At 66.9% G+C, this 24877-nt stretch carries 19 protein-coding genes; 8 read left to right on the top strand and 11 right to left on the bottom strand.

Translation table 11 applies throughout. The features are described 5' to 3' along the window. Nucleotides 1–33: 33 nt before the first annotated feature. On the bottom strand, nt 34–2475 hold the full coding sequence (locus AC6LKG_RS15070) for a bifunctional acetate--CoA ligase family protein/GNAT family N-acetyltransferase (protein WP_498165498.1): 2442 nt from the start codon (nt 2473–2475) through the stop codon (nt 34–36). Nucleotides 2476–2595: 120 nt separating this feature from the next. Between AC6LKG_RS15070 and gltX the strand changes: the two genes are divergently transcribed. Next, entirely contained in the window at nt 2596–4002 is a 1407-nt protein-coding gene (gltX, locus tag AC6LKG_RS15065; RefSeq protein WP_498165496.1) for a glutamate--tRNA ligase, read from the top strand. A gap of 105 nt (nt 4003–4107) precedes the next feature. Here gltX and AC6LKG_RS15060 read toward each other — a convergent pair whose 3' ends face one another. From AC6LKG_RS15060 to AC6LKG_RS15050, 3 genes are all read right to left on the bottom strand, one after another. Then, nucleotides 4108–5301: an MFS transporter gene (locus tag AC6LKG_RS15060; RefSeq protein WP_498165494.1), complete on the bottom strand. Its 1194-nt coding sequence runs from the start codon at nt 5299–5301 to the stop codon at nt 4108–4110. Between the two features lie 129 nt (nt 5302–5430). After that, complete coding sequence (locus AC6LKG_RS15055; RefSeq protein ID WP_498165493.1) at nt 5431–5937, bottom strand: hypothetical protein; 507 nt, start codon at nt 5935–5937, stop codon at nt 5431–5433. Nucleotides 5938–6126: 189 nt separating this feature from the next. Next, nucleotides 6127–7026 (bottom strand): LysR family transcriptional regulator, encoded by a 900-nt coding sequence (locus AC6LKG_RS15050; RefSeq protein WP_498165491.1) that lies wholly within the window; start codon nt 7024–7026, stop codon nt 6127–6129. Nucleotides 7027–7100: 74 nt separating this feature from the next. Between AC6LKG_RS15050 and AC6LKG_RS15045 the strand changes: the two genes are divergently transcribed. Together AC6LKG_RS15045 and AC6LKG_RS15040 are read left to right on the top strand one after the other, a co-directional pair. After that, the gene (locus AC6LKG_RS15045) at nt 7101–7949 is read left to right on the top strand and encodes an alpha/beta fold hydrolase (protein ID WP_498165490.1); all 849 of its coding nucleotides are present in this window, start codon (nt 7101–7103) and stop codon (nt 7947–7949) included. Between the two features lie 155 nt (nt 7950–8104). Continuing rightward, entirely contained in the window at nt 8105–9085 is a 981-nt protein-coding gene (locus tag AC6LKG_RS15040) for a Bug family tripartite tricarboxylate transporter substrate binding protein (RefSeq protein ID WP_498165488.1), read from the top strand. 264 nt (nt 9086–9349) lie between these two features. Here the strand turns inward: AC6LKG_RS15040 and AC6LKG_RS15035 are convergent, their stop codons facing one another. Beyond that, a complete protein-coding gene (locus AC6LKG_RS15035) occupies nt 9350–9799 on the bottom strand; it encodes an Lrp/AsnC family transcriptional regulator (protein ID WP_049071146.1) in 450 nt (149 codons plus the stop codon). Between the two features lie 138 nt (nt 9800–9937). Here AC6LKG_RS15035 and AC6LKG_RS15030 point away from each other — a divergent pair, with 138 nt between their 5' ends. The 5 genes from AC6LKG_RS15030 to AC6LKG_RS15010 all read left to right on the top strand — a co-directional run bounded on the left by AC6LKG_RS15030 (nt 9938) and on the right by AC6LKG_RS15010 (nt 19637). After that, nucleotides 9938–13444 (top strand): indolepyruvate ferredoxin oxidoreductase family protein, encoded by a 3507-nt coding sequence (locus AC6LKG_RS15030; protein ID WP_498165532.1) that lies wholly within the window; start codon nt 9938–9940, stop codon nt 13442–13444. A 305-nt stretch (nt 13445–13749) separates the two neighbouring features. Continuing rightward, entirely contained in the window at nt 13750–16680 is a 2931-nt protein-coding gene (locus AC6LKG_RS15025) for a ribonucleoside-diphosphate reductase subunit alpha (RefSeq protein WP_498165487.1), read from the top strand. A gap of 20 nt (nt 16681–16700) precedes the next feature. Beyond that, complete coding sequence (locus AC6LKG_RS15020; protein WP_498165486.1) at nt 16701–17900, top strand: ribonucleotide-diphosphate reductase subunit beta; 1200 nt, start codon at nt 16701–16703, stop codon at nt 17898–17900. Nucleotides 17901–18246: 346 nt separating this feature from the next. Next, nucleotides 18247–18909, top strand: a complete 663-nt coding sequence (locus AC6LKG_RS15015) for a histone H1-like DNA-binding protein (protein ID WP_498165485.1) — start codon at nt 18247–18249, stop codon at nt 18907–18909. Between the two features lie 167 nt (nt 18910–19076). Next, the gene (locus AC6LKG_RS15010) at nt 19077–19637 is read left to right on the top strand and encodes a YggT family protein (protein WP_498165483.1); all 561 of its coding nucleotides are present in this window, start codon (nt 19077–19079) and stop codon (nt 19635–19637) included. 70 nt (nt 19638–19707) lie between these two features. Here AC6LKG_RS15010 and AC6LKG_RS15005 read toward each other — a convergent pair whose 3' ends face one another. From AC6LKG_RS15005 to AC6LKG_RS14980, 6 genes are all read right to left on the bottom strand, one after another. Further along, a complete protein-coding gene (locus AC6LKG_RS15005; protein ID WP_498165482.1) occupies nt 19708–21150 on the bottom strand; it encodes a D-alanine--poly(phosphoribitol) ligase in 1443 nt (480 codons plus the stop codon). Between the two features lie 16 nt (nt 21151–21166). Beyond that, nucleotides 21167–22294, bottom strand: coding sequence for an MBOAT family O-acyltransferase (locus AC6LKG_RS15000; RefSeq protein WP_498165481.1), 1128 nt, complete (start codon nt 22292–22294; stop codon nt 21167–21169). Between the two features lie 7 nt (nt 22295–22301). After that, complete coding sequence (locus AC6LKG_RS14995) at nt 22302–22502, bottom strand: hypothetical protein (RefSeq protein WP_498165533.1); 201 nt, start codon at nt 22500–22502, stop codon at nt 22302–22304. Beyond that, complete coding sequence (locus AC6LKG_RS14990; RefSeq protein WP_498165479.1) at nt 22499–23677, bottom strand: D-alanyl-lipoteichoic acid biosynthesis protein DltD; 1179 nt, start codon at nt 23675–23677, stop codon at nt 22499–22501. The genes AC6LKG_RS14995 and AC6LKG_RS14990 overlap by 4 nt, the downstream gene beginning before the upstream one ends. Next, on the bottom strand, nt 23655–23894 hold the full coding sequence (locus tag AC6LKG_RS14985; RefSeq protein WP_326339829.1) for an acyl carrier protein: 240 nt from the start codon (nt 23892–23894) through the stop codon (nt 23655–23657). The genes AC6LKG_RS14990 and AC6LKG_RS14985 overlap by 23 nt, the downstream gene beginning before the upstream one ends. A 407-nt stretch (nt 23895–24301) precedes the next feature. Then, on the bottom strand, nt 24302–24805 hold the full coding sequence (locus AC6LKG_RS14980; RefSeq protein WP_006388608.1) for an outer membrane lipoprotein: 504 nt from the start codon (nt 24803–24805) through the stop codon (nt 24302–24304). Between the last annotated feature and the right edge of the window lie 72 nt (nt 24806–24877).

Genomic DNA, 24877 nt, shown 5'->3' with positions numbered 1-24877 from the left:
CGGCCGGGCGCGGGCACGCGCCGGCCGCGGCGCTCAGCGCAGGTTGAGCCAGACCCGCCGCATGGTCGGATCTTCCGGATCCGGATCGTTGGTGAAGCCCAGGCTGGTCATCAGCGACAGCATCGGCCGGTTGGTCGACAGCACCAGGCCGTCGATGTATTCCAGCCCCTGCTCGCGCGCCGCGTCGATCAGCGCGGTCATCAGCTGGCGGCCCAGGCCGCGCCGCTGCCAGTCGTCGCCGATCACCAGCGCGTATTCCGCGCCGCGCCCGTCCGGGTTGCGCAGGTAGTGCGCAAACCCCACCAGCACTTCGTGCGGATGGCCGCGGTTGGCCGGGTTGGGCACCTGGGTGGCGGCCACCAGCGCCAGCTCGCGGTGGTAGTCCACCTGGGTGTAGCGCGACACCATGCGCGGCGTCAGCTCGCGCATCATCGACACGAATCGCATGTAGCGCGAGCGTTCGGACAGGCCGCGGATGAAGTCCTGCAGCGGCTGGCCGTCCTCGGGGCGGATGGGCCGCAGCACCCACGGGATGCCGTCGGCGAAACGGCGCACCTGCACCAGGCGCGCCGGGTACGGGTGGATCGCCATGTGCGGATAGCCGGCAGTCTGTGGTGTTGCGCAGCCCGGCTTCTCGGCCAGCGTCATGCGCAGGCCGCCGGCCCGCAGATGGGTCTCGCCGGCATACAGCGGATCGATGTCGAGCGTTTCGATGTCCGGCAGCTCCGACACCATCTCCGAGACAAGCACCAGCGACTGCTGCAAGGCCTCGGCGGCCAGGTGGCCGACGCGCGGCGCCAGCACCCGACGCCACAGCCGGCTGCGCTCGATCATCTGGCGCGCCAGGAAGCCGTTGAGCGGCGGCAGGTCGATGCCGCGATCCGATTGCGACAGCACCGCGTCCGGGCCGCCGGCGCCGAAGCGGATGACCGGCCCGAACTGCGGATCGCGCCGCACCCGGATGGCCATGGGGCGGGATTCGGGCTCGGCCGCCGCCACGTCCAGCGGCATGTCGCGCAGCGGCACGTAGAACAAGGACAGCAGCGCGCGGACCTCGGACGTATTCAACTCGCGCCGGCAATCGGCCCGCACCCGCGCCAGGATCTCGCGGGCGGCGCCCAGGTCGGGCACATGGGTGGCTGGCTCGGGCGGCTGGGTCTGCAGCAGCAGTTGCTGGTTGTAATGATGCGTGGCCAGCACGCCGAAGGCGTCGGCCGCCGACTCCGGCGTACGGAAGGCCGAGGTGCCGGCATCATCCAGCATGCGCCGCAGCGGCCGCATGCCGGCATCGCCCATGAAGCAGGTGACCACGGGCTTTCTGGCCTTGGGCGCGATCTGCGCCAGCTCGCGCGCCACCGCCGGCATGTCGGCCAGCGCGTCGGGCGCCAGCAGCACCAGCACGCCGTCCACGCCAGTGTCGTCCAGCACCACGTCGAGAATGGCGCGGATGCGTTCCGGCGTCAGCGGCACGTAGGTGATGACGGGGTTGGCGCTGGCCGCGTCCGGCTCCAGCATCGCCGCCAGCGCGCGCTGCGTGGCCGGCGCCAGTTCGGCGCGCAGCACCGCCGCGTCGGGCCCGATCAGGTCCATGGCCAGTTGCGGCGGCCCGCTGCCGTTGGAGATCAGCGCCACGCGCCGGCCCTTGGGACGGCGGGTGTAGCCCAGCACCTTGACCGCCGAGAACAATTGCACGAAGTAGCGCACCCGCACCGCGCCGGCGCGGCGCAGGGCGGCGTCGAAGATGGCGTCGGCGCTGTCGGTGTCGGCGCGGCCGGCCTTGAGCACAATGACCGGCTTGACGCTGGCCGCGGCCCGCAGCGTGCTCATGAATTCCCGTGCCGAGCCCACATCTTCCAGGTACAGCACGATGCTGTCGGTGCGCGGGTCGCTGGCCAGGTAGTCCAGCACCTGGGACAGGCGCACCACCGCCTCGTCGCCCAGCGACACCGCGGTGGAAAAGCCGATATGCACGTCCTCGGCCCAGTCCATGACGGCGGCCATGATGGAGCGCGACTGCGCCAGCAGCGCCACGCGGCCGGCGCGCGCCAGCACCGGATGCTGGCTCAGGTTCAGACCGGCGTGCGGGCGCTGCGCGCCGAACGAGCGCGGCCCCAGCAATTCGCAGCGGTTTTCCTCGGCCCAGGCGCGGCACAACGCCAGCGTGCCGCGCGGGTACGGGTCGGGTAGCTCGTGCGGCAACAGGATGACCGAGCGCGGGGCCAGCGGGGACAGCCGGCGCAGGGTCTCGGGCAGCACGGCGGGCGAAACGCAAACCAGGGCCAGATCGGGCCGCTCGCCAGCGGCCAGCCCCTGAAGCGTCTCCGGCAGTTCGGGCGCGGCGCCAGGGTCGCAGGCCACCACCGTGGTTTTCGCCTTGAGCGCGGGCGACAGCGAATTCGCCGCCGGCAGCGGCCGATCGGCGACGATCACCAGCGAACCGGGTTCGAACATCGGGGCAAGAGCATGTCGCAGCATGGCGGGAACAGGCACTAATCTAAAATAGCGTTCATCGTAACAAGACAACCCCGCCGTCCGCTTGATCCAGGCCCAGTCCGGCGCCGCTTCGTGGCGCGGCAGCCGCTATCATTGCCACCTATGACCTCCAACGCCTCCTCCCCCATCCGCACCCGCTTCGCGCCTTCGCCCACCGGCTTCCTGCACCTGGGCGGCGCCCGCACCGCGCTGTTCTCCTGGGCCTTCGCGCGCCACCACAAGGGCACCTTCGTGCTGCGCATCGAAGACACGGACGTCGAACGCTCCACGCCGGAAGCGGTGCAGGCCATCCTGGACAGCATGGACTGGCTCGGCATGCAGCCGGACGAAGGCCCGTTCTACCAGATGCAGCGCACGGACCGCTACCGCGAAGTGGTCGCCCAGATGCTGGCCGCCGGCACCGCCTACCACTGCTACAGCTCGCCCGAGGAAGTCGAGGCCATGCGCGAGGCCGCCCGCGCCCGCGGCGACAAGCCGCGCTACGACGGCACCTGGCGCCCCGAGCCCGGCAAGACCCTGCCGCCGGTGCCCGAAGGCCGCAAGCCGGTGGTGCGCTTCAAGAACCCCCAGGACGGCGCCACCGCCTGGAACGACATGGTCAAGGGCCCCATCAGCTTCGACAACACCGAGCTGGACGACCTGATCATCGCGCGCCCGGACGGCACCCCCACCTACAACTTCTGCGTGGTCGTGGACGACTGGGACATGGGCATCACCCACGTGCTGCGCGGCGATGACCACGTCAACAACACGCCGCGCCAGATCAACATCCTGCGCGCGCTGGGCGCGACCCTGCCCGAATACGGCCACGTGCCCATGATCCTCGGCCCGGATGGCGAAAAGCTGTCCAAGCGGCACGGCGCGGTCAACGTCATGGAGTACGACAACGAGGGCTACCTGCCCGAGGCCATGATCAACTACCTGGCGCGCCTGGGCTGGAGCCACGGCGACGACGAACTCTTCAGCCGCGACCAGCTGGTGGAATGGTTCGACACCCGCCACCTGTCCAAGTCGGCCTCGCAGTGGGACCCGAAGAAGCTGAACTGGGTCAACGCCCACTACATCAAGCAGATGGACAACGCCGAACTGGCCGAACGCGTGGCGCCGCGCGTCGCCCATCGCGGCGGCTACCCGGAAAAGATCGACCTGCCGGGCGTGATGGGCCTGCTCAAGGACCGCGCCGAGACCCTGGAACAACTGGCCGACGGCGCCATGCTGTTCTGCGGCGAATTCAAGCCGGCCGCGCCGGAACTGGTCGAACAGCACCTGACCCCCGCCGCGCGCGAGGCGCTGGCCGATTTCGCCCAGCGCGCCGAGGGCGCCGACTGGACCCGCGAGGCCGTCTCGGCGCTGATCAAGGCCGTGCTGGCCGACCGCGGCCTGAAGATGCCGCAACTGGCGATCCCGCTGCGCGTGGCCGTCACCGGCCAGACCCAGACGCCCGCGGTGGACGCGGTGCTGGCCCTGCTGGGCAAGGACGTCGTGATCAAGCGCCTGGCCGCCATCTGATCGGACGCCCGTCCACGAAAAAGCCCCGTCCGGCCTGGCCGTTCGGGGCTTTTCTTTGGCCTCGCGGGCCGGTTACCGCACCGGCGCCAGGTGGCGGCAGGCATCCTAGGCGGCCTTGGGCCGCGCCTTCAAGGCCCGCGAGAAGAACGCGCCCAGCAGCGGCAACAGGACGGCCGAACCGCCGAACAGCACCGCCGCGCCGGCCTCGTCCACCACCGAGCCGGCCAGCGCCACGCCCGCCGCCTGGCCCATGAACAGGCAGGAGGCGAACCAGGCCACCGCCGTGCCGCGCGCCGACGGCACCATCTGGGTGGCGTTGGTCTGCAAGGTCGCGTGCAGCAGGTAGTAGCCGAAGCCCGCCAGCACGCTGGCCAGCAGGCTCCATGCCCAGACCGGCCCCAACAGGTAGGACAGGAAGGCCACGCCCAGCACCAGCCCGCCCGCCACCGCCAGGCCACGTTCGCCCAGCCGCTTGAGGATGCGGCCCGCCACCACCGTGTAGAGCAACCCGCCCACCGCGTACACCGCCACCAGCGCGCCGGCCGCGGTCAGCGAAATATCGAAGCGCTCGTGCAGGTAGGACGGCGCGAACGCCAGGGCGCCGAACACCAGCAGGCCCTCGATGAACACCGTGGCCAGCACCACGCGCGCCCACGGCGTGCCCAGCACCAGCCGCGCTTGCGCCAGGAAGCCCTGGCGTACCGCGCCGGGATCGACCACGCCCAGCCCCAGCGCGCGCTGGCGCCGCACTTCCCGCAGCAGCAACGTGCCGACCACCAGATAGCCGCATACCAGCGCCGCGAAGGCCCAGCGCCAGCCCAGGGTGTCGGCGAACAGGCCGCCGGCCAACTGGCCCGCCGCCATGCCCAGGATGGTGCCGGTCAGGAACCGCGCCAGCGTTGCCTGCCGCCGTTCGTAGGGCACGGTGTCGCCGATCCAGGCCATCGACAGCGGCACGATGCCGGCCCCGGCGGCCCCGGACAGCGCACGGCACCACACCAGCACGTCCAGCGTCTCGGCCATGAACGCGCCCGCGCTGCCCAGCGCGCAGGCGAAGGTCGCCACGCTGACGACCCGGTACTTGCCGTAGCGGTCGCCGACCGGGCCGAAGAACATCTGCAACACGCCGTAGGCCACCGCGAACGCGGTCACGGCGCGCGCGGCCTGGCCGGTGGAGGCGCCGAATTCGGCGGCCAACTGCGGCAGCATGGGATCGCAGATACGGAAAGCGCTGGCGCTGACGAAAGCGGCCAGGGCAAGCAGCGCAATGGCGCGCGCTTCGGAAGAGAGGGCGGGCATGACGGGCCGGCGGCGGGATGGAGGACGAAGTCCGCACCTTACCGCAGCCCGGACCGCTTGGCGACGCCGGACGCCGGGTTCCGTCCGCGCGGCGCAACGCGGCGCGCGGACCCAAGCCCCTCGGGTCAATCAATATGGCAGGCGGTAACCCTGCGGCATGCGGCGCGCGGTGACCACCTGACCGCCGCTCTTGAGCTCGCGCAGCGTCAATTTGGCCTGCTCGACCCTCTCGATGCGATATCGATTGATATAGATCGGATCGGCGGCGTCGACGACCTCGCCGTTCGATTGCGTGGTCTGCATCGTATAGATGCCATCCACCACGCTCCAGCAGCCCGTCTCGCGCAGCGCCGGGCGCGTCTTGCGGCCGATCTTCAACTGAGTTTCATAGGCCATGCGGCCGTCGGCATACAGCACCGTGAGCGTCTGGAAGTCACCGCTGACGCCCTTCGGCCTGGAATTCGAATACCAGGTGCCGATCATGGGATCGCCACCCTTGGCGGGCACGCAGGCGACCGGCTTGGGCGGCGCTTCCGGCTGGGCCTCGGTGATGGCGGCGGGTTTCCTGGTGGCGCAGCCGGCCACGACCAGAAGGGCGCAGGCCACGCCCGCCGAACGCAAATACACACTGCTCATGACTTCCTCAACACGTCTGTCGACGCGCCGCGCCGCTCAACCCGGCACGCCTTTCGCGCGGCAAACATCACGCACTCTAAAGAGGCGCGCATGAAGAATCAACGACGATCCGCGCCATGTGCAATTGCGCAACAATCCTTGCCGGAAAGCCCGTGTTTCAAGGCCTCGACGCGCAAAAATGCGTTGGATTCAAGCGACATCGCGCACGCCACGCGCGGCCTTGGCGCGCAGCATTTCCTCCATGCGCGCCGCGGCTGGCGACAGGCTGCGGCCGGCCAGGCGGGTGATGCCCAGCTCGCGCTCGATGCGGGGCCGGGCCAGCGGCACGAAAACCAGACCAGGCGAATCCGGCGGCACCCCCAGCCGCGCCAGCACCGTCACCCCCACCCCGCGCTCCAGCATGGCCAGCAGCGACATCATGTTGGACACGAACACCTGGCGTTCCATCATGAACGCGGCCTGCGGATAATCCGCCAGTTGGCGGTGCGCCACCGTGCCCACCAGCGGCAACCCGGCGATCTCGCGCCAGGTCACGGACTTGCGGCCCGCCAGCGGATGGCCACGATGGCACACCAGGCCGAAGGCGTCGCGCAGCAGCGGCTCGAATCCCAACCGCCGGTCGCGCAGCACCGGGCTGCATACGCCCAGCTCGACCTCGCCAGCCAGGACCATGCGTTCCACCCCCTCCGAGTTGTCATCGAACAGGCGCAGCGCCACCGCAGGAAAGCGCTCGCGGTAGGCAGCCACCAGCTCTGGCAGCCAATGCGTCGCCACGGTCGCCACTGAAGCCATGGTCAAGGTGCCGGCCTCGTTGCTGGCCAGCCCCGCCAGCGTTCCGGCCACCCGGTCATGGTGTTCCACCAGTTCGCGCGCCAGCGGCAGGCAATCCTGGCCAAAGCGCGTCAGCGCATTGCCATTGCCACGCTCGAACAGCGGCTGACCCAGGCGCTGCTCCATTTCGCGGATCGACAACGACAGGGCCGGTTGCGAGCGGAAGGCGCGCGCCGCGGCGGCGCGGAAGCTGCGCAATTCGGCCACCAGCAGGAAATGGCGATAGTGCGCAATCGAGAGTTCGGGCAAGGCGGGCATCGGCATCCTTGATTTAACAGACTTATCAAATCATAGGAAAAATAAAGTTTTCTCATCATAGGCCGGCCCTTAACATGGCCGCAATGACTACCGCCACCCTTTCCCCCGCCGCCCACGCCGTCGATCCACTGGACTTCAGCCTGGCCGACCGGCTGCCCGCCCGCCCCGCCGGCCAGGGGCGGCTGCTGACCGCCGCCGCGCCGAATGGGCGGCCCGGCCTGCTGTTCGTGCCGGGCGCTTATCACGGCGCCTGGTGCTATGCGCATTACCTGGATTACTTCGCCCGCGCCGGCCTGGCCTGCGCCGCCGTCGATCTGCGCGGTCACGGTCCTTTGCCGCAGGACGCCGGCTTTGTCGACGCCGGCATCGCCGACCTGGCCGCCGACGTGGTCAGCGCGCTCGACCTGCTGGACGCGCACACCGTGGTGGTGGGCCACAGCATGGGCGCCCTGCCCGCGCTGCTGGCTGCCAGCCAACGCGCCGTTGCCGGCGTGGTGCTGATGGCGCCGTCGCCGCCGGCCAACCTGCCCGGCGCGCTGGGCCTGCCCCCGGTGCCCGCCGGCATCGCGCGCGCCGCGCCGGCCGCCGGCGAAATCCGCGCCCGCTTCCTGGCCACTGCGCCAACCCGCGACGTCGGCAGCGTGCTGCGACGCCTCAATCCCGAAAGCCCGCGCGTACTCAACGACCGCTACCTGCTGCGCGTCCCGGTCGATCCCGCCGCCATCACCGTGCCCGGCCTGTGCCTGGAGGCCGGCCTGGACACACACGACCGCCATCCGCCTGGCCAGGACCGCGCCATTGCCCGCCTGTTCGGCTTTTCCCATGCCGTTCTCGCCGGACAACCGCATTGCATGATGTACGGCGACCCGTGGCGAGCCAGCGCCGACGCGATCCTGGATTGGTACCGCCAGCAATTCGGCTGACAGGCCGCGCCCCCTTCCGCCATTCCGCCAGCCCCACGAGCCCAGCACCCAGACCCACGCAACCAGACCGACCCGCGCAGCGCCTGCGCGGCGCCGGGAATCACGGCGCAAGCCACAGAACATGACGGCGCCCCCGCCGCCCCAAGGAGACAACCATGAACCGACCCGCCCGCGCGCCCCGCCCTATGGTGCGCCACCTGCTCGCCGCCACCAGCCTGCTGCTGGCCGGCGCGGCCCATGCCGCCGGCTGGCCTGAGAAACCCATCACGCTGATCGTCCCGTCGGCCTCCGGCGGCGCCGCCGACCTGACCGCGCGCACCTTCGCCCAATTCCTGGGCCAGCGGACCGGCCAGACCGTGATCGTCGAAGACCGGCCCGGCGCCGGCGGCATCGTGGGCACCAACGCCGCCAAGAACGCCCCCGCCGACGGCTACACGTTCCTGCTATCCACCAACTCCACCCATGCCGCCAATCAGTTCCTCTACAAGCGCCTGCCCTACGACGCGCAAAAGGACTTCGTGCAGGTCGGCATGCTCGGCACCTTCGGCACCGTCGGCATCGTTTCTCCGGACAGCCCCTATCGCACCGTGCCCGAACTGGTCGAGTATGCCAAGAAGCATCCGGGCGAAGTCTTCTTCGGGTACTACAGTTCATCCTCGCAAGTGCCGTCCGAACTCTTCAAGAAGCGCGCCGCTATCAATATCAGTGGCGCCGGCTACAAGAACATCACCCAGATCATCACCGACCTGCGCGGCAAGCAGATCAGCTTCGCCTTCGTCGATTACCTGACCGCCATGGGCCAGATCGACGGCAAGGGCCTCACCCCGCTGGCCGTCACCGCCGCCAAGCGTCACCCCGCCTGGCCCGACGTTCCCACCATGTCGACCTACTACCCTGATTTCGTCGTCGCCGGCTGGCTCGGCCTGTCCGCCCCCGCCGGCACCCCGCCCGACATCGTCGCCAAAATGAACGCCGCCACCCAGGCCGCCGTCAACGACCCTGCCACCGCCGACAAACTCCGCGCCCTCGGCCTTACCCCCGAAGCCATGGACACCGCCCGCTTCGACACCTTCGTCAAGGAAGACACCGCCCGCTGGAAGGAATGGATCAAAATCTCCGGCATCCAGCCCCAGTAAGACACTCTATATATAGAGACAATCCCAAACGCGCCCATTAAGTCTCACCGTGAGCGAGTGACGGGGCAGGCGGGGGGATGGCGGGGCGTGTAGATGCGCCCGAGGGAAACCGTAGGGAAGGCCGTAGGCCTGGACGAGGTTGACGAAGGGGAAGTCCGGAGCGAACGCTCCGGACCGCAATCGTAGCCCCGCCATCCCCCCGCCTGCCCCGTCGCTCGCGGCTAAAGAACCCAATCCGCCGCAAGAACAGCTAAAGAAGCCGCCCTACAAAGGCAACTTCAACTCATGCTTGATCTCCCGCAACGCCACAATCGTCCGCGTCTGCCGAATCCCAGGCATATTGAACAAGAACCGATGCAAGAACCGGTCATAAGCCTCCGGACTCTCCACAAGAATCTTGAGCAGAAAATCCGAATCCCCCGTCACCGCATAGCATTCGAGAATCTCCGGCGCATCCCGCACCGAGCGCTCGAAGTTCTCCACCGTATTCGCCGAATGCCGCTCCAGGCTGATCTGCGCGAACATACAGCCCAGCCCCACCTTGCTGCGATCGACCTGCGCGCTGTAGCCCTGGATCACGCCGCTGGCCTCCAGCGCCTTCACCCGCCGCCACACCGGCGCCGCCGATAGCCCCACCTTTTCTGAAAGCTGCTGCGCCGAGGCCCGGCCATCCTCCTGCAGGGCCTTGAGGATGCCGATATCGGTCTTGTCCATCGTCTTGTCTCCTTTTTGGGTCGAAATCCCGCGAAAACGAAATATTCATTGCGAATTATAGGGATTGCACGATCCGAAAACGCAATAAACCCGATGCCTCGCGAACCTATCATGGTGCCGACTACAGGAGCATTCATGATGGACGGCACCCCCGCCCCCGAGCCCGCGCTGGACCTCGACTACCAGCTCGCCGACAACCTCACCCGCGAGACCGGCCGCATCTTCCTGACCGGCACCCAGGCCCTGGTGCGCATCATGCTGACCCAGCGCCGCGTCGATCGCGAGCGCGGGCTGAACACCGCCGGCTTCGTCTCCGGCTACCGCGGCTCGCCCCTGGGCGGCGTCGACATGGCGATGTGGAAGGCGCAGAAGGCGCTCGACGCCAACCAGATCTCGTTCCTGCCCGGCATCAACGAAGACATGGCCGCCACCGCCGTCATGGGCACGCAGCAGGCCGGCGTACGCGCCGACCGCAACGTCGATGGCGTCTTCGCCATGTGGTACGGCAAGGGCCCTGGCGTGGACCGCGCCGGCGACGCCCTGCACCACGGCAACGCCGCCGGCGCCTCGCGCCACGGCGGCGTGCTGGTGGTGGTGGGCGATGACCACACCGCCGTCTCCTCCTCGATCCCGCACGCCAGCGAAGCCTCGCTGATCGGCTGGCAGATGCCCATCGTGCACCCGGCCTCGATCGACGAATACGAGACCTTCGCGCTGTGGGGCTGGGCCCTGTCGCGCCATTCCGGCGCCTGGGTCGCCTTCAAGGCCGTGTCCGAGACCATCGAAAGCGGCCACTCGTTCACCCCCGCGCCGGTGCGCGCCTACGACATGCCGGCCGATCCCGACCTGCCGCCGGAAGCGCTGGAATACTCCGCCCGCGACTTCCTCTCGCTGGCGGTCGAAACCCGCATGAACCTGCGCATGAAGGCGGTCGCCGCCTTCGCCCGCCGCCACAGCATCGACCGCCTCACCTGTCCGGCGCCCAAGGCCACCGTCGGCATCGTCACCGTCGGCAAGGCCCACCTGGACGCCATGGAAGCGCTGGCGCGCCTGGGCGTGGACACCGTCACCGCCAACGCGCCGGTGCGCATCTACAAGCCGGGCCTGACCTGGCCGCTGGACGCCGAGCGCATGCTCGACTTCGCGCGCGGCCTCTCGCACATCCTCGTGATCGAGGAAAAAGGCGCCGTGGTCGAGACCCAGCTCAAGGACCTGCTGTTCAACCTGCCCGAGCGCGCCACCGTGGTCGGCAAGAAGGGCTTCGACGGCGAGGCGCTGGTGCCGTCCGCCGGCCAGCTGCGCCCGTCCCTGCTGGCGCGGCCGCTGGCCCAATGGCTGTCGCGCAGCGCCGGCCTGCAGCCCGGCGTCGACCTGGCCACCTTCGACTGCCAGGACATGCTGTCCAACGACGCCGACGGCATGCGCCGCCGCCCCTATTTCTGTTCCGGCTGTCCGCACAGCACCTCGACCAAGGTGCCGGAAGGCAGCCAGGCGCTGTCGGGCGTGGGCTGCCACTACATGGCCGCCTGGATGGACCGCGACACCGGCGGCCTGACCCAGATGGGCGGCGAAGGGGTCGACTGGATCGGCCTGTCGCGCTACACCAGGATGCCGCATATCTTCCAGAACATGGGGGAAGGCACCTACTACCACTCCGGCTACCTGGCGATCCGCCAGGCGGTGGCCGCCAAGGCCAACATCACCTACAAGATCCTGTTCAACGACGCCGTCGCCATGACCGGTGGCCAGCCGGTGGACGGTCCTATCTCGGTGCCGCAGATCTGCCAGCAACTGCGCGGCGAAAACGTCGCCCGCATCGTCGTCACCAGCGACGAGCCCGAGAAATACCGGGGCGTGGACCTGGGCGCCGGCATCAAGGTGCACCACCGCCGCGAACTCGACGCCCTGCAGCGCGAGCTGCGCGAGATCCCCGGCGTCACCGTGCTGATCCACGACCAGACCTGCGCCGCCGAAAAGCGCCGCCGCCGCAAGAAGAACCAGTCCCCCGATCCGGCCCGCCGCATGCTCATCAACAGCGCCGTGTGCGAAGGCTGCGGCGACTGCGGCGTGAAATCGAACTGCCTGTCGGTGGTGCCGCTGGAAACACCCTACGGCCGCAAGCGCGCCATCGACCAGTCCAGTTGCAACAAGGACTACTCCTGCGCCGAAGGCTTCTGCCCCAGCTTCGTCTCCGTCATGGGCGGCAAGCCCAGAAAGAGCGCCGCGCCCAAGGCCGACCAGGAACGCCTGCAACGCCTGATCCAGCAACTGCCGCTGCCGCAACCGCCGGCACTGGAGCGTCCCTACCGCCTGCTGGTGGCGGGCATGGGCGGCACCGGCGTCATCACCATCGGCGCCATCGTCTCGATGGCCGCGCACCTGGAAGGCCTGTCGGCCGCTGTGCTGGACCTGACCGGCCTGGCGCAGAAAGGCGGCACGGTGGTCAGCCACATCCGCCTGGCGCCCGCGGGCGCGGCCGCCGGCCCGGTGCGCCTGGACTGGCAGCAAGCCGACGCCGCCATCCTGTGCGACCCCGTCGCCGCCGTCGCGCCCGATTCGCTCGGCGCGCTGCGCCGCGGCCACACCCAGGTCACCGTCAACACCTACGTCGCGCCGGTGTCCGACTTCACCCGCAATCCGGATGCCGCCATGCGGCCGGAAGCGCTGCTGGCCAAGATCCGCCACGCCGCGGGCGACGATCACACCGCCGCCATCGACGCGCACGAGGCCGCGCTGGCCCTGTTCGGCGACAGCATCCTGTCGAACATGTTCATGCTGGGCTACGCCTGGCAGCGCGGCGGCGTGCCGCTGTCGCAGGCCGCCATCAACCGCGCCATCGAACTGAACGGCGTCGCCGTGGCCGCCAACCGCGCCGCGTTCGACAGCGGCCGCCTGGCCGCGCACCAGCCCGACGCGCTGGACGGCGCGCTGCGCCCGCGCGCCCAGGTGGTGCAACTGCATGTGCCGGAAACGTTCGAGCGCGCCGTGGCGCGCCGCGTCGAGGACCTGACCGCTTACCAGGACGCCGCCTACGCCCAGGCCTATCGCGACGTGGTCGAGCGCGTCGCCGCGCGCGAACGCGAGCTGGCGCCCGACGCCAGGACGCCGCGCCTGGCCATGGCGGTGGCGCGCGGCCTGTTCAAGCTGATGGCCTACAAGGACGAATACGAAGTCGCCCGCCTCTATACCGGCGAAGCCTTCCAGGCCCAGCTCAAGGGCCAGTTCGAAGGCGACTACAGCCTGCGCTTCCACATGGCGCCGCCGATCTTCGCGCGCAAGGACCCGCGCACCGGCGTGCCGCGCAAGATCACGCTGGGCCCGCGCACCATGACCGCGCTCAAGCTGCTGACCCGATTCAAGCGCCTGCGCGGCACCTGGTTCGATCCGTTCGGCCACACCGCCGAGCGCAAGATGGAACGCGCACTGGTGGGCGAGTACCGCCAGACCATAGATCAGTTGCTGGCAGGGTTGAATCGCGACAACCTGGCGCAAGCGGCTACAATCGCGGCCCTTGCAGAAACCATCCGCGGCTTTGGCCATGTGAAGGCCGCCAACGTCGACAAGTACAGGACGGAGCTGGCCCGCTTGATGCAAAGCTATACGGCGCCTGCCCCGCGCGATGTACCCCTGCGGAAAACCGCATAAACACTCGCGCTGAGCGGCATTCTCCTGGGCGCGCCTTGCTAGGCGCGCCCAGTGCATTTAGTAACAATGTTTTGGGAACCTGATCCTATCTTCTTCTTGTAGCTGTCGTACTCGATCACTAGAATTAGTGTCCAACGAGGGGTGCTACACTACATGTTGTGGTCGCCTAACCGCTGATACTCGTCGGCCACGCCACACGGATTCGTCCGTCCAAGCGTTGCGACCCCCCTCAATAAGATCCAGATTTCGTACCTGACATGACGTCGTCATGTCGCTATCTACGCGCTTTTCGCACAGGAGCTTCCATGCAGACTACGATCGCCTCTGTGACCCGGCCCTCGGCCGTGCCGCCCTCTCAATCCGATTCCCCGGCCGACGCCAACGGCGGGCAATGGGCCAGCTACAACATCATCCGCCGCAATGGCTCGGTGGTCGGGTTCGAACCCGGCAAGATCGCCATCGCCATGACCAAGGCCTTCCTGGCCGTCAACGGCGGCCAGGGCGCGGCCTCGGCCCGCGTGCGCGAGCTGGTTGAACAACTGACCACCCAGGCCGTCAACGCGCTGGTGCGCAACCGCCCGGGTGGCGGCACCTTCCATATCGAAGACGTGCAGGACCAGGTCGAACTGGCCCTCATGCGTTCGGGCCAGCACGACGTCGCCCGCGCCTATGTGCTCTATCGCGAAAAGCGCACCCAGGAACGCGCCGCCGCCGCGGCCGCCGAAGGCCAGCAAAAGACCGACGCCGCGCCGCAGGAACATGTGCTGCACGTCACGGACGCGGGTGTCCGCCGTCCGCTGGACATCGCCGAACTGCGCGCCACCATCGTCGCCGCCGGTGAAGGCCTGGCCGAGTTCATCGACTCCGAAGCCATCCTGAAGGAAACGGTCAAGAACCTGTACGACGGCATCCCCGTCGACGAAGTGTTCAAGTCCGCCATCCTGTCGGCGCGCGCGCTGGTCGAGAAGGACCCGGCCTACAGCCAGGTCACCGCCCGCCTGCTGCTGCACACGATCCGCAAGGAAGTGCTGGGCGAGGAAGTCTCGCAGGACGGCATGGCTGCCCGCTACGCCGAATACTTCCCCACCTTCATCGCCCGCGGCATCGAAGGCGGCCTGCTGTCGCCCGACCTGGCCAGCTATGACCTGACCAAGCTGGGCAAGGCGCTGAACGCCAAGCGCGACCTGCAGTTCGGCTACCTCGGCCTGCAAACCCTGTACGACCGCTACTTCCTGCACATCCGCGGCACCCGCATCGAACTGCCGCAGGTGTTCTTCATGCGCGTGGCCATGGGCCTGGCGCTGCGCGAAGCCGACCGCGAAGCCCGCGCCATCGAGTTCTACGAAATCCTGTCGTCATTCGACTTCATGAGTTCGACGCCGACGCTGTTCAACTCGGGCACCCTGCACTCGCAACTGTCGTCGTGCTACCTGACCACCGTCTCCGACGACCTGGAAGGCATCTACGACGCCATCAAGGAAAACGCGCTGCTGGCCAAGTACGCCGGCGGCCTGGGCAACGACTGGACCCCGGTGCGCGCGCTGCGCAGCCACATCAAGGGCACCAACGGCGAAAGCCAGGGCGTGGTGCCGTTCCTGAAGGTCGTCAACGACACCGCCGTGGCGGTGAACCAGGGCGGCAAGCGCAAGGGCGCGGTCTGCACCTACCTGGAATCGTGGCACCTGGACATCGAGGAATTCCTCGAACTGCGCAAGAACACCGGCGACGAGCGTCGCCGCACCCACGACATGAACACGGCGAACTGGATTCCCGACCTGTTCATGAAGCGCGTCATGGAAGGCGGCGAATGGACGCTGTTCTCGCCGTCCGACTGCCCCGACCTGCACGACAAGTACGGCAAGGCCTTCGAAGAAGCCTACGTCGGCTATGAAGCGCGCGTCGCCAGCGGCGACCTGAAGCTGTTCAAGAAGATGCCGGCGCTGACCCTGTGGCGCAAGATGCTGTCGATGCTGTTCGAAACCGGCCACCCCTGGATCACGTTCAAGGATCCGTGCAACATCCGTTCGCCGCAGCAACACGTCGGCGTGGTCCACAGCTCGAACCTGTGCACCGAGATCACGCTGAACACCAACGAATCGGAAATCGCGGTTTGCAACCTGGGTTCGGTGAACCTGGTCGCGCACATGAAGCCGGCCGCCGGCGGCGGTTTCGAACTCGACCACGACAAGATCAAGCGCACCGTCAGCATCGCCATGCGCATGCTCGACAACGTCATCGACATCAACTACTACGCCGTCGACAAGGCCCGCAATTCCAACGCGCGCCATCGTCCGGTGGGCATGGGCATCATGGGTTTCCAGGACTGCCTGCAGATGATGCGCGTGCCTTACGCGTCGCAAGCCGCCGTCGAATTCGCCGATCGTTCGATGGAAGCGGTGTGCTATCACGCCTACTGGGCCTCGAGCCTGCTGGCCGAAGAACGCGGCCGCTATCAAACGTACGAAGGCTCGCTGTGGTCGCGTGGCATCCTGCCGCAAGACACATTGAAGATGCTGCGTGACGAACGCGGTGGTCATGTCGAGGTCGATGAGTCGAGCACGCTCGATTGGGATGCGTTGCGCGCGCGCATCAAACAACATGGCATGCGCAACTCCAATTGCATCGCAATCGCCCCAACCGCGACTATTTCCAATATCATTGGTGTATCTGCGTGCATCGAACCCACTTTCCAGAACTTGTACGTCAAATCGAATCTCTCCGGCGAGTTCACGGTCGTTAACGATTACCTCGTGCGTGACCTGAAGAAACTCGGTCTCTGGGACGAAGTCATGGTCGCCGACCTCAAGTACTTCGACGGCAGCCTGTCCCGCATCGATCGCGTACCTTCCGAACTCCGCGAACTCTACGCCACCGCGTTCGAAGTCGAACCGAGCTGGCTGGTGGAATGCGCCTCGCGTCGCCAGAAGTGGATCGATCAAGCCCAGTCGCTGAACATCTACATGGCCGGCGCCTCCGGCAAGAAGCTGGACGACACCTACAAGCTGGCCTGGAAGCGTGGCCTGAAGACGACCTATTACCTGCGTACCCTTGGCGCCACCAGCGCCGAGAAGTCGACGGGACGCGGCGGCGAACTGAACGCCGTCAGCGCCGGTGGCACGTCCGCCTCCGCTCCCGTGTCCGCTGCACCTGTTTTGCCGGAACCCGAAGTTCTCGGGGCGGTTTGCACCATGCGGCCGGGCGACCCCGGCTTCGAAGAGTGCGAAGCCTGCCAATAACCGCCTCCGGAGAATGAATCATGATTAATTGGGAAGACGACACCCTCGCCACGCAACCTGCACAAGCCCCCGCGCCCGCGGCGGGCGGGCAGGCTGCGCCCGAAGTCCGGGCGGCGACCGGCGTGTTCGGCGATGCCGCCATGCCGACCCCGGCCGCGCCGCAGCATGCGGCCGGCCTGGCGGTCAGCGGCAATGCCACCTCGCAACGCGTGAAGGTTGCCGACAAGCGCATCATCAACGGCGAGACCGACGTCAACCAGCTGGTGCCGTTCAAGTACAAGTGGGCATGGGAGAAATACCTGGCCACGTGCGCGAACCACTGGATGCCGCAGGAAATCAACATGTCGCGCGACATCGCCCTCTGGAAGAACCCGAACGGGCTCACCGAGGACGAGCGCCGCATCGTCAAGCGCAACCTGGGTTTCTTCGTCACGGCCGACTCGCTGGCCGCGAACAACATCGTGCTGGGCACCTACCGCCACATCACGGCGCCCGAATGCCGCCAGTTCCTGCTGCGCCAGGCATTCGAAGAAGCGATCCACACGCACGCCTATCAATACATCGTCGAAAGCCTGGACCTGGACGAAGCGGAGATCTTCAACGCTTACAACGAAGTGCCGTCCATCCGCGCCAAGGACGAGTTCCTGATCCCGTTCATCGACGCGATCGCGGACCCCAACTTCAAGACGGGCACGCCCGAAGCCGACCAGACGCTGCTCAAGTCGCTGATCGTCTTCGCTTGCCTGATGGAAGGCCTGTTCTTCTACGTTGGCTTCACGCAGATCCTGGCGCTTGGTCGCCAGAACAAGATGACCGGCGCCGCCGAGCAGTACATGTACATCCTGCGCGATGAATCCATGCACTGCAATTTCGGCATCGACCTGATCAACACCGTCAAGCTGGAGAATCCGCACCTTTGGACGCCGGAGTTCCGCGAAGAAATTCGCGAACTCTTCCGCAAAGCGGTCGAACTCGAATACGCTTACGCCGAAGACACGATGCCGCGTGGCGTGCTGGGCTTGAACGCTCCCATGTTCAAATCCTACCTGCGCTTCATCGCCAACCGTCGTTGCCAGCAGATCGGTATCGAACCGCTGTTCCCTCAGGAAGAAAATCCCTTCCCGTGGATGGCGGAAATGATCGACCTTAAGAAGGAACGCAACTTTTTTGAAACTCGCGTGATCGAATACCAAACCGGTGGCACGCTGAGCTGGGAGTAACGCAGTTCGCCTTCGGGCCCGGCGCGGGCACGCTCTGCCAGAGAGCGTCGCGTTCGCGCCAGGCCTTGAAGGCGATCTCCCAGGTCAGGGTGTTTTCGAACACGTAGAACAAGCGGTAGGCGGTCTGTGATCAGACTGCCCACCGGCGCCATTTGAAATGGCTCGCGCCAAAGGAGCGGGGGCCATATCAAATGGCTGTGCCGAATTCATTAGCGCAAACCGTAGTAGCTGTTGCTCGCACAGGACAGCGGCATGCGCCGATGAATAGCCCGGGCACGGTTCGCCTTGTTGGCGGATCGGGGCACGGGTTTAAGTTCTGGGACCCCTGAACCTAAGGAGCATGACCATGGCAACAGCCAAGAAAGCCGTAAAGAAAGCGGTGAAGAAGCCCGCCGCCAAGAAGGCAGTAGCGAAGAAGGCCGCCCCGGCCAAGAAAGCTGCCGTCAAGAAGGTAGCCGTCAAGAAGGTCGCCGCCAAGAAGCCGGCGGTGAAGAAGGTTGCCGCCAAGAAGCCGGCCGCCAAGAAGGTCGCCAAGAAAGCGGTAGCCAAGAAGGCCGTCGCCAAGAAAGTCGCGGCCAAGAAGCCGGTAGCCAAGAAGGCCGCGGTCAAGAAGGTCGCCGCCAAGAAGGCGGTTGCCAAGAAAGCCGTCGCCAAGAAGGCCCCCGCCAAGAAAGCGGTAGCCAAGAAGGTCGTCGCCAAGAAGGCGGTTGCCAAGAAGGCCGTCGCCAAGAAGGCCCCCGCCAAGAAAGCGGTAGCCAAGAAGGCCATCGCCAAGAAGGCTCCCGCCAAGAAAGCGGTAGCCAAGAAGGTCGTCGCCAAGAAGGCTCCGGCCGCCAAGAAGCCTGCTGCCAAGCCGGCCGCCAAGCCCGCCGCCGCCAAGAAGCCCGCCGCGAAGAAAGCCGCTCCGAAGAAGCCCGCCACGCCGCCGTCCACGGCTGCCGCCCCGGGCGCGAAGACCGCGCTGAACCCCGCCGCGTCGTGGCCGTTCCCGACGGGTGGCCGTCCTTAATCGGACCGGTCACCGCGGTAGCGGTGCCTCAAGCCGCCTGGCCCTGGCCAGGCGGTTTTTGTTTGGCCGCCGGTACGCGCAACGCTGTCGCGCCGACGCTCCGGGTAGCACCGTTACCGCATTGGCGTGAGACAATAAATGCTGTCTTCATTAGGTAGATCGCGCCCATGCTCGGTGAAATTTTCCGCTTCCTGCTCGAAATCGCGTTCACGCTATTCGGCGCCGCACTGATCGCCCGCGCCTGGATGCACGCCATACGCTTGCATCCGTTCAATCCGCTGGCTCGCGCCATCTACCAGGCCACCAACTGGCTGGTGATGCCGCTGCGCAAGATCATCCCTGCCGGCAACAAGATCGACTGGACCAGCCTGGTGGCCACCTGGCTGGCCGCGCTGGTCTACATGGTGCTGTCCTGGCTGGTCGCCATCGGCGCCCTGATCCCCGCCGTGCTGCTGCCCTCGGCCATGCTGTCGGCGCTGCTGATGGCCCTCAAGTGGGCGCTCAATCTGGTGGTGTGGCTGACGCTGATACAGGCGGTGCTGTCGTGGGTCAACCCGATGGCGCCCATGATGCCGCTGCTGCAGGCACTGACCGCCCCCATGCTGGACCCTATCCGCCGCCTGCTGCCGCGCAGCTCGATCGACTTCTCGCCGCTGCTGCTGCTGATCATCGCGCAGGTGCTGCTGATGGTGTTGGCGCGCCTGAGCTACGGCCTGATGGGTATTTGAATGCCAGAACGGCCCGGCAAACCGCCCGGGCCGTTTTCCTGGCGCGCCGCTGGCGGCGCCCGATGAGGCCCTACGCCGGGATCGCGGCGTAGATGTCCAGCAGCTTCTTGCGATCGATCTTGTGATTGTTGGACATCGGCAGCGCGGCGCACGACACCAGTTCGGACGGCACCATATACGGCGGCAGGCGCCGGGCCAGCCGCTCCTTCCAACCCGACAACGCATCCTGGTCCAGCAGGCTGGCATCGGCCTGCGCCAATCCGGCGACAAAGCCGATCAGGCGCACCGCCGTGCCATCAGGCCGGCGCAACACCGCGCAGGCCCCGCCCTGGACCCCGGGCAACCCATGCAAGGCCTCGTCGATCTCGGCCAGCTCGATGCGATAGCCATTGAGCTTGATCTGGTCGTCCATGCGGCCACGGCAGAACAGCAACCCGTCCGCATCCAACTGGCCCAGGTCGCCGGTACGGAAGCCGCGGCGGCCATCCTCGGCCACGAACAGCTTGGCCTCGTTCAGATCCTGGCGGTTCAGGTAACCGCGCATGACGTGGTCGCCAATGATGCAGATCTCGCCGTCCTGCACACGCAACTCGCAGGCAGGCTTGGCGTGGCCGACCGGCAGCGGGTCGTGTGCCGCCAGCACCGCGTCGGTGATGGCGATCCAGGTGGTGGCGACGGTGGCTTCGGTCGGGCCGTAGGTATTAAGGATCGCCGCATCCGGGAAGCGCTGGCGCAGTTTCTTAGCCAACGCCGCTGGCAGGGGTTCGCCACAGAACAGAAACGTGCGCAGGGTTGGCAGCGTGGCCGGCGAGAAGTCGCGGTTGGCCAACTGCTGGTGCGCGAACGACGGGGTCGACACCCACACGGTCACGCCGTTCTGCGCCAGCCGGCCCATCCAGGTGGCGGCCGCGCCGATCTGCTCGCGGGAGTTCAGCACGCAAGTGCCGCCGGCGGCGAGCGTGGCGAACACCTCGTACATCGACAGGTCGAAGCTGAACGGCGCCTGGTTCATGAACACCGGCGCCTCGCCCAGCCCGAAGCTGCCCAGCATCCAGTCGCCCAGCAGGCCGACGCTTTCGCGGCCTATCTGCACGCCCTTGGGATCGCCGGTGCTGCCGGAAGTGAACATGACGTAGGCCAGTCCGCGCTCGGCCAGCTCGACGCCATCGCCCGGCTCGAAGCCCTGGGTCGCGGCGTCGTAGATGGCGGCGGCGCGCACGATCTCGACGATGCGGCGCAGGCGTTGCGGCGGGTAGATGGTGTCGACCGGCACGAACGGCGCGCCAATCAGCAATGCGCCGACCATGGCAACGAAGAACGCTGCCTCTTTGTGGCCGTAAATGGCCACCGGCACGTCCGGCGCGACGCCGTATTCACGCGCCTGCGCGGCCCAGGCCTCGGCCTCGGCGCGCAGTTGCGCCCAGCTCAGGCTGCGGTCGGCGCCGATCACCGCCAGCGCGTCGGGCGCGCGCGCGGAGTCAACGAACTGGAAAGTCTTCAGGTCGAAACGCATGCCGAAACTCCTGGCTTCAGATGGGACTGCGGCCGCTGAACACGTATAGCGCCAGCGCGGCCAGGATCAGCGTGAGAACACGCCCGAGAAAACGCATGACGGGCCGGGCCAGGGCGGCCTGCAGCGCCGGCCGGGTCCTGGCGGCGTTGACCAGCAGGTTGTGGCCCACCGAGTAGGCACCGAACATCAGGCCGCTGACGATGTAGTGCACCGACAGTCCATTCCACACACCCATGGCCAGCAGCGTGGCGAAGATGCCTATGTTCTGCGCCGCCATGCGGTGGCGCGAGAAGAACGCGGTCTTGCTCAGCGCCTTGTAGATCGGCATGAACACCACATCGCGCAGCCACTCTGACAGGCTGATATGCCAGCGGCGCCAGAAGTCCTGCGGATTGAGCGTGGCCAGCGGATTGCGGAAATTGATCGGCAACGTGAAGCCGAACAGCATGCCGATCCCGATGGCCATGGTGGAATAGCCGGCGAAATCGAAGAACAGATAGGCGCTGTAGAGCGAGGCATTCAGCGCCACCCCGCTGAACGAGTAATCGTGCGCGTCCAGGGTCGCCAGGCCATAGCGCCAGATCAGCTCGGCCAGGCCGAACTTCTGGATCACGCCCAGCATGATCAATTCCAGGCCGGTCAGCCAGGTATTCAGGTTGACGCCTTCGTAACCGCGCTTGAGGTCGGCCTGGAAATTGCGCCAGCGGTACATCGGCCCGGCCAGCAGCGTCAGCGGAAAGAACAGATAGATGAAGTAGTCCAGCGGCGAAACGCGCTCATTGCGCGGCGCGAACAGCAGCACGTCAATGGCGCGGAAGGTGGCGAACGACAGGCCCAGCATCGCGCCCAGGTGCGACACGCCGGTCTTGACCAAGAGCAGCGGCGTCATGGTGATGATGACGGCCAGCCAGGTCGGGATGTAGCGGCGGCGCATGGCCCACAACGCGCCGCCCGAGATCGCCAGCAGCGCGATGGGCTGGTAGGGGCGCGCCCAGAACACCGCCATCCATACGCCCAGGCAGATCACGCCGATGATGTGGCGATAGCCGATGCGCAACGGCATGCCGAACGAACGGTATGCCAGCAACCCCAGTCCGCCGCACAGGGCGCCGCCGAAAAAACTCAAGCTTGCGAACAATTCCATGCTGCGGTCAGAACTGTTGATATTGGAATTCGACCTTGATCGGTCCGCCGCCGCCCGTGGTGGGCTGCGCCTGCAGCACGAACACCAGGATCACGCCGACATACAGGCAGAGATGCCAGAAAAAGCGCCGGCCCCAGGCCTTGGCGGCCGCTTTGCGGGCCGCGCCGGCATCATCCGGCGCCGCGTCGGCTTCTTGAGAGAGTTTCATCGGGAAAAGTACTCCGCAATGCCTTGGTCCGCCAGCGCCCAACCGAGCTCGGCCAGGTGCATGTCGTCACGCACCATGCCCGGTTCGAAGGGAATGCTGTACAGGTCCAGGCACCCCATCTGATAGCGTTGGCACATGCCGGTGATGGCGGCCACCACCGGGTCGAAACGCTCGACGTCCAGGATGAGCTTGGGATTGAACGGCTGGATCACGAAGTAGGCCTTGACCTTGCGCCGTTGCAGCAAGGCCATGACACGCGACAGGTCGCCCAGCTCGGTGCGGGTGAGCGGATCGACGTTGGCAAACTCGTTGCGGGCCGGGGAATACAGCGGCGCCAGGTATTGCTTGTAGTAGTCGTCGCGCACGTCGTAGGGGTTGTTGCCGCCGAGCTGGTGCTCGACCGTGCGCGCCTCGTGCGTCAGGCGCGACCACTGACCGGGGTTGAGCCGCGCCGAAGACGGCCAGGTCACGAAACGGTGGGCGGGCACCGACAGCTTGCTGCGCGGGCGATCGGGCGCGGGCTCCTTGCGCGCGTTCCACCACAGCGACAGCTTGTCCTTGAGCTCGGCGACCTGGCCATTGGCGATCAACCACAACAAACCCCAATTGGCGTTGTCGCTGATCCAGTTCTGCATCTGCTCGCGCGTGCTGGGCTTGTCCCACAGGCGGTCCCAGACCGGGCCGGTGACATGCTCGGCGAAGGCGCTGCGCGGCAACTGGCCGCCGGAAGCGAACCAGGCCGGCGACACCATGATCACCAGGCGGGTATTGGGGGTCAGGGAGTCCGCCACCGATTCGAGCACGCTGACGATGCCATACGACTGGAACATCGCGTGTCCGTATGCCAGCGTCGGCACCTTCAGCTCCTCGGGGAAGAAGCGATAAGGCACGAAACGCAGGTCATGGCTGGACAGCTCGGACGACCCCAGCACCACCAGCGTGCCGTCGCTGAGCGCATTGCCCAGGCGATTGAGGTTGACGTGCTGGGTGCCCCAGTCCGGCCCCAGGTTCGGCAGATAGTTGCTGCTGGACGCGGGCGCCGTCGAAACCGGACGCACAACGCGGGACAGCAGATCGTCCGCGCCGCAAAAAGCCCCATAGGCCAGCGCCACCGCGGTGGCGGCGGCCGTGACGTGGGACAGCAGGCGGGGGTTACGAAAGATTGGCAGCGACATAGCCGGCGAGCGTGCGTACCGACTGCAGGTGCTCCGCGATCTCGGGAGCCGGGATGCTGCAGCCGTACTCCGCCTCGACCGCCAGCGTGATATCCACCGCGGCGAGCGAATCGACCAGGCCGGAGGCAATCAGTTGCGTATCGGGAGTGACTTTCTTCATGACGATCGACTCGACGATCGCGCCGATCTTGGTGTGGAGTTCTTGCTCGGTGTGCATAGATGGTACGGCGTTACATTGCCTCGTCGGCAAAATCCTCCCCGCCCCGAGTTCAGGACGGCGAGTATACGGAAAACAACTGAAAATCGACTGACGGCTGCGGCATCCGGCGGCAGAGTTCCGATGCACTTGGTTACATCAAAATCCCGCGGCAGCGCCGGGCACGGGTGCAATCATGGCACTTCAAACGTCGAATCGCCATGAAACTTACCGGCCAAATCGCTATAAAAGGCTGGGAAACGTAACGCTTGCGGGTAAATCCCGGGGGCCGCGTTGCGGCCGAGCGACAGATTTCGGGCAGGTCGCGCTGCGCCGGGGCCTTGCGGCCCCGGGGCCAAGCTCCCGTCAGGGATAAAAAAAGCCCGCGCGAGCGGGCTTTGCGCTGGCCGTGGCCAGGGACGCCGGGATTACATCGGCGTGACGCGGGTCGGGCCGGCGCCGCTGATGACCTGCACGCGCTGACCGACGCTGATAGGCACGTCGGCTTCCTGCGCGACCACGCGCGTTTCACCGTTGTCCAGCCGCACCGTGATTTCATAGCCGGAATTCTTGCCCACCTGGTTTTCCACGGCGTTGCCGGCCAGCGCGCCGAGAATGGCGCCGCCCACTGTGGCGATGGTGCGGCCCGTGCCGCCGCCGATAGCGTTGCCCGCCACGCCGCCCAAGGCTCCCCCGGCCAGCATGCCGACGCCACTGGACTTGTCGTTCTGGATGACGATGGGGCGCACGCCCGTCACCGTACCCGTGCGGACGATCTGCTCGCGTTGCGCCTGATCGTAGCTGTACACACCGCTGGAGGCGCTGCGATTGGCACAACCGCCCAGGACGGCCATCGAGGTCACGACGGCCGCAACGGCCAGCCAGCGGCCGGTACGCGGCGTCAACAAGGAAAAGGTTTTGCTTTGGTTCATTTGGACTCCTCGATCGGGCAATGCCGACGCTCTGATCATACTCCGCCCCGGCAGGGCGGCAGCCTAACGTGC

The organism is Achromobacter sp. 46006, from assembly GCF_059761975.1.
The sequence above is the reverse complement of the archived record's forward strand: the minus strand, read 5'-3'. Positions and strand labels throughout refer to the sequence as shown.

Bases quoted from the DNA above. Each gene is read 5' to 3' on its own strand.
- AC6LKG_RS15070 (WP_498165498.1), bottom strand. From the start codon at position 2,475: ATGCTGCGACATGCTCTTGCCCCGATGTTCGAACCCGGTTCGCTGGTG.
- gltX (WP_498165496.1), top strand. From the start codon at position 2,596: ATGACCTCCAACGCCTCCTCCCCCATCCGCACCCGCTTCGCGCCTTCG.
- AC6LKG_RS15060 (WP_498165494.1), bottom strand. From the start codon at position 5,301: ATGCCCGCCCTCTCTTCCGAAGCGCGCGCCATTGCGCTGCTTGCCCTG.
- AC6LKG_RS15055 (WP_498165493.1), bottom strand. From the start codon at position 5,937: ATGAGCAGTGTGTATTTGCGTTCGGCGGGCGTGGCCTGCGCCCTTCTG.
- AC6LKG_RS15050 (WP_498165491.1), bottom strand. From the start codon at position 7,026: ATGCCCGCCTTGCCCGAACTCTCGATTGCGCACTATCGCCATTTCCTG.
- AC6LKG_RS15045 (WP_498165490.1), top strand. From the start codon at position 7,101: ATGGCCGCAATGACTACCGCCACCCTTTCCCCCGCCGCCCACGCCGTC.
- AC6LKG_RS15040 (WP_498165488.1), top strand. From the start codon at position 8,105: ATGAACCGACCCGCCCGCGCGCCCCGCCCTATGGTGCGCCACCTGCTC.
- AC6LKG_RS15035 (WP_049071146.1), bottom strand. From the start codon at position 9,799: ATGGACAAGACCGATATCGGCATCCTCAAGGCCCTGCAGGAGGATGGC.
- AC6LKG_RS15030 (WP_498165532.1), top strand. From the start codon at position 9,938: ATGGACGGCACCCCCGCCCCCGAGCCCGCGCTGGACCTCGACTACCAG.
- AC6LKG_RS15025 (WP_498165487.1), top strand. From the start codon at position 13,750: ATGCAGACTACGATCGCCTCTGTGACCCGGCCCTCGGCCGTGCCGCCC.
- AC6LKG_RS15020 (WP_498165486.1), top strand. From the start codon at position 16,701: ATGATTAATTGGGAAGACGACACCCTCGCCACGCAACCTGCACAAGCC.
- AC6LKG_RS15015 (WP_498165485.1), top strand. From the start codon at position 18,247: ATGGCAACAGCCAAGAAAGCCGTAAAGAAAGCGGTGAAGAAGCCCGCC.
- AC6LKG_RS15010 (WP_498165483.1), top strand. From the start codon at position 19,077: ATGCTCGGTGAAATTTTCCGCTTCCTGCTCGAAATCGCGTTCACGCTA.
- AC6LKG_RS15005 (WP_498165482.1), bottom strand. From the start codon at position 21,150: ATGCGTTTCGACCTGAAGACTTTCCAGTTCGTTGACTCCGCGCGCGCG.
- AC6LKG_RS15000 (WP_498165481.1), bottom strand. From the start codon at position 22,294: ATGGAATTGTTCGCAAGCTTGAGTTTTTTCGGCGGCGCCCTGTGCGGC.
- AC6LKG_RS14995 (WP_498165533.1), bottom strand. From the start codon at position 22,502: ATGAAACTCTCTCAAGAAGCCGACGCGGCGCCGGATGATGCCGGCGCG.
- AC6LKG_RS14990 (WP_498165479.1), bottom strand. From the start codon at position 23,677: ATGTCGCTGCCAATCTTTCGTAACCCCCGCCTGCTGTCCCACGTCACG.
- AC6LKG_RS14985 (WP_326339829.1), bottom strand. From the start codon at position 23,894: ATGCACACCGAGCAAGAACTCCACACCAAGATCGGCGCGATCGTCGAG.
- AC6LKG_RS14980 (WP_006388608.1), bottom strand. From the start codon at position 24,805: ATGAACCAAAGCAAAACCTTTTCCTTGTTGACGCCGCGTACCGGCCGC.